Below are 13,183 nucleotides of genomic sequence, written 5' to 3'. Positions count from 1 at the left end.
GGTGTGTTCGAGGACCGCGCCGAGTCAGAAGGCCACGTTGTAGATGAGGCCCGCGAGCGCCCCGCCGGCCAGCGGGCCGACGACCGGGATCCAGGCGTAACCCCAGTCGGAGGTGCCCTTGTTGGGGATCGGCAGGAAGGTGTGCACGATCCGCGGGCCGAGGTCACGGGTCGGGTTGATGGCATAGCCGGTGGGCCCGCCGAGCGACAGTCCGATGCCGACGACGAGCAGCGAGACGATCAGCACGGTGGTGCCCGACTCGCCGAGTCCCTTGGTGAGTCCGAACGCGAGGATCGGCAGGACCAGCGCGATCGTCGCGATGATCTCGGTGATGAGGTTGGCGACCGGGTTCCGGATCTCCGGGATCGTGGAGAAGATGCCGAGCGTCGGCGTCGGCTCCTCTCCCGTCTCCTGGTCGCGGACATTGGCCTGGAACTGGGCCAGGTAGACCAGGTAGGTCAGGACGGCGCCCAGCATCGCGCCGGTGAACTGGCCGAGCAGATAGACCCAGACCTTGCCCCACTCGCCGGTGTCGACGGCGATGCCGATGGTGACGGCGGGGTTGAGCTGGCCTCCTGACAGCGGGGCGGCGGTATAGGCGCCGGCGAGGACGCCGAACCCCCAGCCGAAGGCGATCACCACCCAGCCGGAGGCCCGGGCTTTGGAGTGTCTGAGGGTGACGGCGGCGCAGACCCCGGCCCCGAAGAGGATCAGGATGGCGGTGCCGATGACTTCGCCGACGAATATGTCTCCGTTGCTCATGGCGGCTCCTAGGGCGCTGGCCGGGGGATCACCCCGGCGCTCCGAGCAGGAACGGTTCCCTTGGCGACGTCAGCCGAAGGCAGGGAAGGCCCCGCGCCCCGCCCGGCGTCTGTGACGAGCGTGCCGTAGCAGCCGAATCGCCCACGGGGGACAGGCCTGGAGACAGGAGCGGCCCATGGCGCAGTGCCTGAATACGCCGAGAATGTACGGCGATGTCGACCGACACCGGAAGTTTTCACCGGCACTCAGGGAGCGTCAAGGTCGCCGACGGCATCGATGACAGGCAACCCACCGGAAAACAGTTCTCACGGCTCCACCGCGGCGTACCCGGCCTGGGCCGGATACGCGCCCGAGCCGCGCCGGATCTCATGGCCGGGCAGTCCCGCCCGCCCCAGCACCCAACTCGCCCCGTGCAGCGCCTTGGCGGCCTTCTTGAGGGGCGCCAGACAGGCGGCGGCCTGCCGGTGGTCGGCCACGCTGCCGGGGCCGCACACGACGGTGGCCAGGGACAGCGTGACGGGACGTCCGCCCGCCGACCAGGGCGCGTCGAGCAGGGTGGCCACGGCACCCAGCCCCGCCTCGTCGGCGAGCACCAGGAAGTCGTCCCCGCCGATGTGCCCCACGCGCGCGTGCCCGACGGCGGCCTCCTGCAGCGCCCGCCCCACCGAGCGGATCAGCTCGTCGCCCGCGGCGAACCCGGCGCCGTCGTTCACCTGCTTGAAGTGGTCGATGTCCAGCCAGCTCAGCGCGAAGACCCGGCCGCCCGCGATCCACCGGTCCACCTCACCCGTGATCGCGTCCGAACCGGGCAGCCGCGTCAGCGGGTTGAGCCCGGCCGCCTCCTCGACCCGGCTCTCGGCGAGCGACCGCACGAGGTCGGCGAGGCGTACGACGCCCACGCAGCGCCCGAGCCGGTCGACCACCGCCACGTCGTCCGAGGTGCGGTCCCGGCCGCCGACGGCCACCACGTCCAGCACCTCCCAGGCGGTCGCGTCGACGCCGACCGTGCGCGGGGCGTCGCCCAGCTTGAACGCCGGGCGGTCCGCGTACAGGGCGTGTCCGTAGCGGCCGGACATCGACAGCAGGAAGCGGGAGCGGTGCACCGAGCGGACGGGGGCGCCCGTCTGGTCCACCAGGAGGACGCCGGAGACGTCCGGGGAGCCGGTGAGCAGAGCCCGCACCTGGAGCGCGGACGCGGTGACCGGCAGCAGCGCGGCCGGCCGGATGAACTCCCGCACGGACGGCCCGGAGCGTGGCGGGGCGACGACGGCGGGGGAGGGCGGCGGAACGTATACCTCCGCGACCGGGATCCGGGCCGGGGGCGCGAACAGCTCGCCCTGGGCCAGCTGCGCGCCGGCCGACACGGCGGCCGCGTACTGGAGCTCGGTCTCCACGCCCTCGACGGCCACCAGGGCGCCCAGTTCCTCGCACAGGGTGCGCATCGCCCGCACCGCGGCCGGCCGGCCGAGCAGCGAGGCGTCGAGCTTGACCAGGTCGGGGGAGAGGTCGGTGAGCAGCCGCAGCGGCACATCCCCGTCCCCGATGCCGTCCGCGCTGATCCGGAAGCCCTGGCCGCGCAGGATCGCCACGGCCTCCAGCAGGGCCTGCTGCGGCACGTGCGTGTACGGCGGGACGACGTCCAGGGTCACCTCCCAGGGCATCCGCCCGGCTTCCCGGATGGCCTCGGGCAGCGGGCCGATGCCGCCCAGGTCGGCGAGGGTGGCCGCGAAGACGTTGATGTGCAGCGGCAGGAGCGTCTCCTTGCGGGCCGCCGCGCGGAAGGCCAGCACGGCCAGCCTGCCGTCGAGTTCGGGATTCCGGCGGGCTTCGGCGAGGATGTCGCCGGTCTCGGGGCGGGCGAGGATCTCCAGTGCGGCGATCCCGCCGGTCGTCAGATTGACCACCGGCTGGAAGGCGAAACGGAGAGCATCCGTCCAGGTGCGCACGGGAGCATGATGACCCCACCGGCGTACGCCCAGGCGCAGTTCATAAGACGTTCACGCACCATTTCGGGGTGGTCACGTACGGTGTGCGATCCCTGCTGTCACGCCCGTCCCGCTAGCGCACGGCTATCACGGAGGAGCCGTGCCCGAACAGCCCCTGGTTGGCCGTGATCCCCACGCGCGCGTGCGCCACCTGCCGGTCGCCCGCCGCCTCCCTCAACTGCCAGGTCAGCTCGCAGACCTGGGCGATCGCCTGGGCCGGCACCGCCTCCCCGAACGAGGCCAGGCCCCCGCTCATGTTGACCGGTATGCGGCCGCCCGGGCCCGTCGCACCCTCGCGCAGCAGCTTCGCCGCCTCGCCCTCGGCGCACAGCCCCAGATCCTCGTACCACTGCAACTCCAGGGCGGTGGACAGGTCGTACACCTCCGCGAGGGACAGCTCGTCGGGGCCGATGCCCGCCTCCTCGTAGGCGGCGTGGGCGATCGACGCCCGGAAGGCCCGTGCCGGGGGCGCCACCGCCGCCGCGGAGTCCGTGGCGATGTCCGGCAGGTCCAGCACCGTACTGGGGTAGCGCGGTGTCACCGTGGACACCGCGCGGATCCGCACCGGCCGCGCCACCCCGTGCCGCTGCGCGAACTCCAGGCTGGACAGCACCAGTGCGGCGCCGCCGTCGGAGGTCGCGCAGATGTCCAGCAGCCGCAGCGGATCGGCGACCACCTGGGAGGCCGCGACCTCCTCGGCGGTGACCCGCTTGCGGTAGCGGGCGTACGGATTGAGCGCTCCGAGGGCCGCGTTCTTCACCTTCACCAGCGCGAAGTCCTCCGGGGTGTCCCCGAAGACCGCCATCCGCCGGCGCGCGTACAGCCCGAAGTACGTCGGGTTGGTCGCCCCGAGCAGCCGGAAGCGCAGCCAGTCGGGATCGTCGGGCCGGTCCCCTCCGGCGGGCCGGAAGAACCCCTTGGGGGCCGCGTCCGCGCCGACCACGAGCACCACGTCCGCGAGCCCCGCCAGGATCTGGGCCCGCGCGGCGGCGACCGCCTGGGCCCCGGACGCGCACGCCGCGTACACGCTCGCCACCCGGGCCCCCTGCCAGCCCAGCGCCTTGGCGAAGGTCGCGCCCGCGACATAGCCGGGGTATCCGCCACGCACCGTGTCCGCGCCCACGATCGAGCCGACGTCCCGCCACCGGAGCCCGGCGTCCTCCAGGGCCGCGCGGGCCGCCGCCGTCCCGTACTCGACGAAGCCGCGCCCCCATTTTCCCCAGGGGTGCATGCCCACGCCGAGCACCGCCACGTCCGCCGTCATGCCGCCACCCCCGTCGGCCGCCAGTGCCAGGTCGTCCAGGCCGTCTCCGTGTCCTCGCTCAGCACTCCGGGGACGGCCTCGACCTCCATGCCCACCGCCAGATCGGCGACGGTGATCCCGGGAACCGCCTGTCCCAGCACCACGATCCGCTCGGACTCCAGCTCCACAGCGATCAACGCGTACGGATCCCACGGAAGTTCCGGATCGCTCACATAGGGTGACGGCGGCCGGTACCTGCCGTCGGTGTACGACCAGATCCGCCCGCGCCGGGAGAGCGGGACCTCCTCCAGCTCGCCGCCGGCGCACCCCGGATTGCGGCAGTGGGCGTCCTCGCGCGGGAAGAAGACCGAGGAGCAGGCCGCACAGCGGGTGCCCAGGAGCCGGAAACGGTCTCCTTCGCCGGTGAACCAGCCGTCGACCGCAGGCTTGTGTGTACGCGACAAAGCTCCTCCGGAGAACGAGATCTGACGGAACGTCAGAAGTGTGCCACGGGGCGCCGGAATTGGGCAGGCCGTCCGGGCGAACCGACCGCACCTGCCGGTTCCCGGCTTTCCCGGTTCGTTTCACTTCCGGAAGGAGACGTTCCCCTGACCGCAAGACGGCGTTCCCGTGATCGGATAAAGTCCGCGCGTGTCCGAAAATCAGCACCCAATTGCCAACTCCGCTCCGGGCTCGCACTGTTCGAGCTGCGGAGCGCCCTACGGAGCGGGAGTCTCCGGCTGGCCGCGCACCTGCCCGGCCTGCGGCCACGTCACCTACCGCAATCCGCTGCCGGTGGCGATCGCCCTCCAGCCCGTGTACGACACGAAGGGCACCGCCCTCGTCGTCATCACCCGCACCATCGCCCCCGCACGCGGGGGCACCGCGCTGCCCGGCGGCTATGTCGACGACCGCGAGGACTGGCGGCACGCCGTCGTCCGTGAGCTCAAGGAGGAGACGGGCATCGACGCGGCCGGCCGCGACGTACGGCTCGTCGACGCCATGAGCTCCCCCGACGGGCACCTGCTGCTGTTCGGGCTCCTCCCGGAACGTCCCGTCGAAGGGCTCCCGCCGTCCGGCGCCACCGACGAGACGGAGGGCTGGAAGCTGCTGCGCAGGCCCGAGGAGCTCGCCTTCCCGCTGCACAGCGTGGCGGTACGCGCGTGGTTCGAGGGCCGCTACTGAACCCTCCGGCTCAGCCCAGCCCCCTGACACGCACCGGGTGGGCCGGCTCGGCCACGCCCTTCTCGCCCTCGCGCCGGACCACCACCCGCCGGCCCTCCCAGCGGGCGACGTAACGCTCGATCTCCGGCTCGTCCCAGCCGTCGCCCGCGTCCGGCACGAACAGCCCGCCCCCCGTCCGCCCCCGGGCGGGCGCCCACACCTCAAGCCGCGTCCCGCCGTCCTCGCCCCGCACGGGAAGGACGGCACCCGCGCGCGCGAGCACCGGAATCCGGGACAGCGGGGCGTCCACGAGCACCTGCCCGGGCCCCTCGTACGCCTGCTCGGTGACCGTGTCGTACCACCGTCCCCGGGGCAACTGCACCGCACGCCGGTCGGTGCCCGGGTCCAGCACCGGAGCCACCAGCAGTGCGTCGCCGAGCAGGAACGCGTCCTCGCAGTCGCGCAGCGCCCGGTCCTCCGGCGCGCCCCACCACACAGGACGCACATAGGGCGCGCCGGTCCGCCGGGCCATGTGCGCCAGCGTCATGAAGTACGGCAGCAGCCGCCGCCGTTCGAGGAGCGCCACGCGCGCGTGCTCCAGCACCTCGGCCCCGAACTCCCACGGTTCCCGGCGCCCCGCCCGCATGCTCGCGTGGGTCCGGAACAGCGGCAGACAGGCGCCCAGCTGGAACCAGCGCAGAAACAGCTCCGGCGACGGACTCCCGTCGAAGCCGCCCACGTCCGGCCCCGAGTACGGCACCCCGCACAGCCCGAGTCCCAGAACCAGCGAGAGGGACGCGCGTAGCCCCGGCCAGCCGGTGGCCACGTCACCGGACCACGTGCCGCCGTAGCGCTGCATGCCCGCCCAGCCGGAGCGCGAGAACAGGAACGGCCGCTCCTCGGGCGCCAGTTCCCGCAGACCCTCGTAGGCCGCCCGCGCCATGCAGAGCGCGTAGACGTTGTGGGCCTCCCGGTGGTCGCCGCCCCGGCCCTCCAGGGAGTGCCGCGAGGAGCGCGGCAGCGTCGACTCGCCGAAGGCGCTGAAGGACGTCGGCTCGTTCATGTCGTGCCAGAAGCCCGCGAATCCCTGGGCGAGCCGCTCCTCGTACAGGCCGCCCCACCACTTGCGCACGCGCGCGTGCGTGAAATCGGGGAACACCGTCTCCCCGGGCCACACCACGCCCTCCACCACCCGCCCCGACGGATCCCGGACAAAGGCGTCGACCGCCGTCCCGCTGTCGTGGACCGCGTTGCCCGGCTCGGCCTTCACCGCCGGATCCACGATCGACACCAGCCGGATCCCGTCCCGCCGCAACTCCTCGGCCAGCGTCGGCAGCTTGGGGAAGCGCTCGTGGTCGACGGTGAACACCTGGTGGGCGTCGTAGTGGTCGATGTCCAGATGGACGGCGTCCAGGGGCAGACCGCGTTCCTGGTAACCGGCGACGATCCGCCGTACCTCCTGCTCGCTGCCGAAACCCCAGCGCGCGTGGTGATGCCCCAGCGCCCACTTCGGGGGCAGCGCGGGCGCGCCCGTCAGGGAGGCCCAGGTGTGCAGCACGCGCGCGGGGGTGCCCACCATCACCCAGCAGCGCAGCGGACCGCCGTCCATCCGCAGTTCGGACCGCCCGGTCCGGTCATGGCCGGAACCGGCCCCCTCCTCGCCCTCCCGGAGGCTCACCGTCCCGTCCCACGAGGTGTCGTGGAACACCAGATGCGCGGCCGCGTCCGCCACCACCAGCTGCACCGGCATGGTGATGTACAGCGGATCGTCACCGGGCCCGAAGGCGCGTCCGGGGTCGGTGTTCCACAGGCGGTACGTTCCGTCACGCAGCCGCGGCCCCGAGGCGCGCCCGCCGAGACCGAAGAACCGCGCGTCCGCGGCCACCTCCGAGCGCTGCACCCAGCGCGCCGTGCCCCCGTCCACCGGCTCCCACCACCGGGGCGGCAGATCCCGCCGCAGCATCACGCCACCGGGCGTGCTCACCTCCACCGCGCCGTGCCGGGAGACGCTGACCTTCACCCGCTCCGCCACCACCCGCCAGCCGCCGTCCGTGTCCGGCTCCAGGACCGCCCGCGGATCCGGCTCCGGGCAACGGCCCACGAGCGCGTACGACGGCTCGGCACCGGCCCCGTCCCAGCCCCAGAACACCGCCCCGTTCACGGCGACCGTGATGCGCAGCTCGGACCGGCTGAAACGGATCACACCGCCCCCCGGCCCCGGCTCCGCGCCCTGCACCGGCCCCGGCACCCTGGCCCGCTCCGCGCCCCGCGCGGGCAGCGCGGCGGCATCGATCCGCCTCCTGCGCCACGCGGCCCGTACGGTACGCAACCCCTGAGCCGCATTTCTCGAACCGACCACTCTCACCGAACGCACCAGGTCACGACCGTCCATGCTGCTCACCCTGCCACTCAGCGCTCCACACGCGCGTGCCGTTCAACTGCCGTTCACCCGTGCCGGGACCACATCTTCACGACACGGACCAGGTTGCCCAGAGCGTCCGTGCGGTTCAGATGATCTAGGTCAGGCATCTTAGGTTCAGGTCAGGGGCTTCTGGTCAAGGAGGCAGGGAGAGAAGGTCCTTCGAGACGGGCACGGCCCCAGGGGCCGGACGGCGGACCCTGGGGCGAGTGCCTCCGGTGGACGTGACCCTCGGCCGTCCGCCCACCGGACATCCGAGGCAGGTTAGGGAGCCCAGGCGGGGGCCTGCCCCGCCCAGGTCAGGACCAGCAGGACGTCGTCGAGCGCGCCGGAGTCGAACAGGGCGCCGGCGGCACTGCCGAAGGTGAGCTGCCAGTCGCCGGCCGGGCTGGTGCCGAGGCATGCGGTCCAGGCCGTGGCGTTGCCGCGCCGGGTGCCTGCGATGCCGTCGGTCGTGGTGGCCGTGCCCCCGGCCGCACCGTGCAGCAGCGTGACCGCGGTGTCGGGGACGGCGCCGTCGCTCGACAGGCGGACGGCGACGGCCGCGGTGGTGAGGCCGTCGACTCCGAGCGGGAAGTCGATGTCGCGCAGCGGGAGCGTCACCGACCTGGCGGACGGATCCGCCGGGTTGTTGAGGTCGTACCACTGGTCGGGGAAGTCCCTGGCCAGACTGAACACCCGGTCGGCGCCCCGGTCCCGGTCGGCGTTGAGCCTGGTGACCACCTGGCCGCGGTAGCCGTCGTCGTAGGCGGCCGTGTAGTCGACGGTGACCAGCAGGTCGACGACGCTGGAGAAGTCCAGCGGGTTGGCCGCGGGCGGCAGCTGGAACTCCCAGCTCGTGTCCACACCGCTGCCCTCGAACGGCAGCAGCATCTCCGACTGGGTGTCCAGCTCGAAGACCCCGCTGGCGTTGACCGGCGACGTCAGGGCGACGATGCCGGGGTCGCTGCGGACCACGACGTCCTCGAAGGCCCCGTCGGCCCCGGTGGTCACCCGGGAGATGCCGTTGGAGTACAGCGTGGCCCGGATGCCCCGGTCGGGCGGGACGAGGGCGACCAGGCTCACGTGCACCTGCCGGATCAGCCGCAGGTAGTGGCCCGGGAAGTCGGCGTCGAACAGGGACATCGGAGTGGCGAACGCGAGCGTGCCGGTGCGCCGGAACTCCAGGAACTCCACCGGCATGAGCCGGGCCAGGGAGAACGTCTGCGACAGGTTCAGCCGCCGCCGCGCCGAGCTGAAGGCGTACTCGTCGAGCCGGGTGAGGTCCTGGCCGAGCAGCTCGGCCCCGGTCAGGCCCTGCCGGTCGGCCCCGGCGTCGGCGGTCAGCTCGGCCGGGGTCAGCGCGTAGTCCTGGCGGATCAGGGCCCGGGCCGGCTCCGCCCGCTCGAACGCCAGCTGGGCCTGGGCCAGCCGGGCGGTCGCGGTGGCCTGTTGCAGGAAGTACCGGTACACCCCGCCCAGCGTGTTGCTCATCCAGAGGTACAGGTCCGCGTTGGTGAACTGGCCGTTGAGGAACGCAAGCGTCGCCGTGGCCTGGTCGTGCTGGAGCGTCGCGACGGCCTGCTCCTGCCGCGCGATGGTGACCTGGTCGGCCGCGACGGTGACCTGGGCGGCGGCCACCTGCGCGTCCTGCTGGGCGGAGACCTGCTGAAGCTGCCACTCCTGCTTGCGCTGCTCGATGCCGGCGTGCAGCTGGTTGGCCTGCATCTGCGCCTCCAGGTCGTTCTGCTGGAGCTGGAAGACACCCCTGACGGCCGCGGTCGCACCCATCGCGATGGCCAGAGCCTGCCGGGCGCCGCCGCTGAAGATCGCGTCCATCAGACTGGCTCCGGACGACGCCGCCTGCGCGATGGCTATCGCGGTGTCCGCACCGGTGATCTCGTCCTTGACCTCGCGCATCTCGGAGTACTCGTGGAGGAGATCCGTCTCGTACTTGTTCGCGGGGGACTGGATCGCCGCGGCATAGGCGTCGACCATGGTGTCGGCCTTCGTCAACTGGGCCGCGGCGGCGACGACCGCGTCATTGGCCTCGCCCACCCGGCTCGCGGCCACGGTCGACTGGGCCGCCGTCAACTCGACCGCCTTGACCGCGTCGTAGACCCGCAGCGTACGGTCGTCGTACTTCTCCAGCGCGGCCAGGTAACCGGCCTCCATCTGGGACGCCTGGACGATCAGCTGCCGGGCCCGCTCCAGGAGCACCTTGAAGCGGTACGGCGTGGGCTGGCTGACCGTCGCGGCCAAGAGCCCCTGCGCCCGCGGCATGCCCGCGATGTTGCGGCCCTGGCGGAGCTTGGCGAGCTGCATGCCGACCCGGGTGCGCAACGTCACGAGCTCCGGGATCGGCAACGCCGGCTCGCCGACGTTCGAAGGCTTCTGCGCCACCAGGGCGGGGGAGTCCAGCAGGCGGCGGGCCGTGACGTACAGGGTCCGGGCGTGGGCGACGGACTCGTCGGTCTCCCGGGTGAACTCGGCGTCGGCGTAGTCAAGGTGGCACCGGATGATCGACAGCAGGGTGCCGCGGGTGTACGGCATCGGCCGCTTGGCGGAGGCCGAGTCCACGAGCGCGAACGGGTCGAGGCCGGCCGTCCAGCCCGGCGGGAAGGTCAGGTCCGGACTGGAGGCGGTCTCGCTGTTGATCCGGCTGTAGACCGACTTGGGGTCCGCCAGGTCGTACGGGTAGAGGATCCAGTACCAGTCCAGGGCGGCCCGGTAGTCGCCGGCCGCCTGGAGACGCTGGGCGAGCAGCATCGGCACGACCCAGTAGACCTCCCGCCGCTCCGCCGGGTCCGCCGGCAGGGCGCTGCCCGCGAGCGCGAGCTGGTGGTCACGCCGGCGCTGTGGGTCGAGATACGTGTACGGAGCCGGGAAGGTGAGCTTCTTCGCCGTCAGGTAGTCGGCCGCCAGCTTGACGGCGGTCGCGGCGGTGAAAGTGGCCCCCGGGGCGCTGACCTGCGCGCGGAGGGCGTCCAGAGGTGCCGGGTTAGTCGGCGGGACGGTGTTCGTGCTCGGCACCAGCATCGGGTCCAGGTGCCGCTCGGGGAACAGGAAGGCCGTGGTCGCCGCCTGCCAGGTGCCCAGTTCGCCCAGCCAGTTCCAGGCGGCCGTGAACGTGTCGACGCCGTTCTTGAGCGTCCAGCTCGCCGCCGGATGGTCCGCGGCGAGTTCGCCCGACCGCTTCGCGGACAGCAGCGACTGCACGCTCTCCACGGCCTGCCTGAGGCGGGTGGTGCGCAGCGTCCCGCCGGCGAGCATGTCGACGAAGTACCGCGCGGACACCGCCTCGCCGGCATCGCCCGTCGTGGTGGCGGCCAGGTCGGCGAGCAGGGCGTCGCGCAGGATCGGCAGCGCGGTCTGCTCGGTGGCGGCCACGGCCTGCGCGTTCGCGTCGACCAGGTCCTGGCGCTGGGCGATCCTGGCCCGCAGCACGCTCTGCCACGCGGTGCGGGCGTCCGGCTCCGCGCGGTACGGGCTGACGACGGGCCCCGTGCCGCCGGTGACGAAGAAGTCGGGAGACAGCACGAACGCCGACTCGGCCGACCGCCAGGCCGGGTACAGTGCCGTCCGCTTGTGCGCCCCGGTGAGCACGGCCATGCCGTCGTTCCACTCGGCGGTGGTGACGGTCCCGGTGTTGGCCAGCGCCCGGAGCTTGTTCAGGTAGAGGAAGCCGGCCCGGGTCAGGCCCCGCGCGGTCAGCTGGTCGCCGATGTCGACGCCCTGCGCGTCCTGTGCCGCCAGTCCGTCGAGGTCGATACCGGGGAGCACGAACGCGATCATCGCGGCCAGTCCGGCCGCCGGGGTCTTGCCCGCCCGCAGCACCGTGAGCGTGAGCGTGTACGCGCTCAGGGACTGGGCCCGGTCGGCCAGCAGTTTGCGTATCGGGTCACCGGCCGACCCGCCGACCACGTCGCCCGCGTCGATCACGTCGGGGTCGGCGAGCACACCGAACGCCCGCGGCGGGTCCGGGTGCTGGTCCTGCCCCGCCCAGTCCACCGTCTGGGCGGCCAGCCGCCAGCCGAGCAACAGCGGTACACCGGGGGTCCGCAGCGGGTCGGCCGCGGTGGTCGACGGCAGCCCGAGCAGGGTCTCCAGCCCCGTCTCGGTGATCGCCGGGCTGTCGATGAGCAGTTGGTCGAGCTCGTCGGGCGAGCTCGCCGAGAGCCGGATCCCCAGCCGTGCGGCCAGCGCCCGGCGGGTCGCGGCGTCGGCGCCCCGGGCCAGCCGGAGTTCCGCGTAGGACGTTCCGGCGGCGGCCAGCAGCGACGCGTAGGCCGTGGTGCGGTACTTCAGCTCCAGATTGCCGCCGGGTGCGGTGGGGGTGTTCGTGGCGGCGATGCGGGCCCGCAGCAACTCGACCGGCACCCGGAGCTGGCTGACCTCCTGGCCGCCCCGGTCGGCGGCGGCCGACAGCGGCTGGCTGAGCCGGTCGACGGGCTGGCCGAGCGCGGCGACGAGCGTCGCGGTGTCCAGCGGCACGACCGGCGGACCGGCCACGGTCACCTGCTCCTGGGCGAAGGACAGCAACGCGGCCAGGTACTGCCGCTCGTCGAGCCGGTCGTCCAGGGTCGCGGGCACGTACGAACTGATCACCGTGACCTGGATGTCCTTGGCCACCGTGTTGCCGGCGTTGTCGGTCGCCCACAGGTAGACGGTGTGCGCGCCGAAGCCGGACAGCGGTACGTCCGCGGTCCAGTTGGCGAAGTCGCTGCCGGACACCGGCTTCGCCGCGGTTCTGGTGCCGGTGGCGGTCAGCGCCCACTCCACCTTGGCGCTGCCACCGGTCATTCCGCTCTGGGTGTCGGGCGCAGTGCCGTGCAGCGCCGCCGTGACATTGCCGTTGGCGTCGCCGACGACCGTGGTGATGGGTTCGACGGCGAGTCTCGGCGGCGCCGCGTCGTGGCCGGTCAGCGTGTGGGTCTGGCTCGCGGTGAGACCGTCGGGGTCGGCACAGGCGACCGTGATCGTCCGCGCCCCCAGCGGCATCGGCAGCAGGCTGACCGGCACCTGGTAGGAGGTGCCGCCGGCGAACTGCGCGGAGGTGGTGGTGCCGTCCCGGGTGACGCTGATCGTGAGCGGCAGGCGCTGGGCGCGTGTGATGCCGAGCTGGACGGTGACCTGGCCGCCGCCCTCCTGGAGGTCGACGGTGCTGCCGTCGGCGGGCGTCGACCAGGTGAACGCCGGCGGTAAGGCCGCCTGCACCTGGATGGTCTGCGTGGCGGTCAGCGCGGTGGAGTTGGCCGACCACACGTCCGGCCACTGCTCCGGATACGGCACATAGAAGTCGATCGAGTGGTAGTTGACGGTCACCGTGACCGAGACCTGCGAACCTGGTGCGACGGACGCGGGCAGCGCCACCTGCGCCGTCCACGCACCTCCCGCACTGCTCGCCTGCACCGCGGGGAGGCCCGCGACGGCGATCATCACGTTGTTCAGAATGTCGTACGGGTCGTGGTCACCGGCCTGCGGGACGAGACCGCTCACCTGGGCGCTGACGGTTACGGTGCGGCCGACGACGGCATTGGCGGCGGGTGAGTTGATCTGAACGGTAACGCTCACGACTTTCCTGCTTTCTCATCGATGTCATGCCCCGTCGCGGTGAGCCCCCGACGTGCG

Annotated in this window: 7 protein-coding genes; 1 reads left to right on the top strand and 6 read right to left on the bottom strand. The window is 72.7% G+C overall.

Annotated elements, in window-relative coordinates:
* Positions 1-24: 24 nt before the first annotated feature.
* The 4 genes from ACIPSJ_RS36995 to ACIPSJ_RS36980 form a co-directional block, all read right to left on the bottom strand.
* Complete coding sequence (locus ACIPSJ_RS36995) at positions 25-762, bottom strand: MIP/aquaporin family protein (protein ID WP_359224660.1); 738 nt, start codon at positions 760-762, stop codon at positions 25-27.
* Positions 763-1,067: 305 nt separating this feature from the next.
* Entirely contained in the window at positions 1,068-2,708 is a 1,641-nt protein-coding gene (locus ACIPSJ_RS36990; RefSeq protein ID WP_401352572.1) for an EAL domain-containing protein, read from the bottom strand.
* A 112-nt stretch (positions 2,709-2,820) separates the two neighbouring features.
* Positions 2,821-4,011, bottom strand: coding sequence for a lipid-transfer protein (locus ACIPSJ_RS36985; RefSeq protein ID WP_359224655.1), 1,191 nt, complete (start codon positions 4,009-4,011; stop codon positions 2,821-2,823).
* Positions 4,008-4,454: a Zn-ribbon domain-containing OB-fold protein gene (locus ACIPSJ_RS36980; RefSeq protein ID WP_401352569.1), complete on the bottom strand. Its 447-nt coding sequence runs from the start codon at positions 4,452-4,454 to the stop codon at positions 4,008-4,010. The genes ACIPSJ_RS36985 and ACIPSJ_RS36980 overlap by 4 nt, the downstream gene beginning before the upstream one ends.
* A gap of 187 nt (positions 4,455-4,641) precedes the next feature.
* Between ACIPSJ_RS36980 and ACIPSJ_RS36975 the strand changes: the two genes are divergently transcribed.
* Positions 4,642-5,175 carry an NUDIX domain-containing protein gene (locus tag ACIPSJ_RS36975; protein ID WP_359224652.1) on the top strand — a complete coding sequence of 178 codons (534 nt, stop codon included), beginning with the start codon at positions 4,642-4,644 and terminating at the stop codon, positions 5,173-5,175.
* A 10-nt stretch (positions 5,176-5,185) separates the two neighbouring features.
* Here ACIPSJ_RS36975 and ACIPSJ_RS36970 read toward each other — a convergent pair whose 3' ends face one another.
* On the bottom strand, positions 5,186-7,546 hold the full coding sequence (locus tag ACIPSJ_RS36970) for a TIM-barrel domain-containing protein (protein WP_401352567.1): 2,361 nt from the start codon (positions 7,544-7,546) through the stop codon (positions 5,186-5,188).
* Between the two features lie 291 nt (positions 7,547-7,837).
* Positions 7,838-13,126: a hypothetical protein gene (locus ACIPSJ_RS36965; protein WP_401352565.1), complete on the bottom strand. Its 5,289-nt coding sequence runs from the start codon at positions 13,124-13,126 to the stop codon at positions 7,838-7,840.
* Positions 13,127-13,183 lie beyond the last annotated feature (57 nt).

This window comes from Streptomyces sp. NPDC090088, assembly GCF_044747345.1.
Taxonomy (GTDB): domain Bacteria; phylum Actinomycetota; class Actinomycetes; order Streptomycetales; family Streptomycetaceae; genus Streptomyces.
Note: the sequence above shows the minus strand (reverse complement) of the source record. Positions and strands in the feature narration are given on the sequence as shown.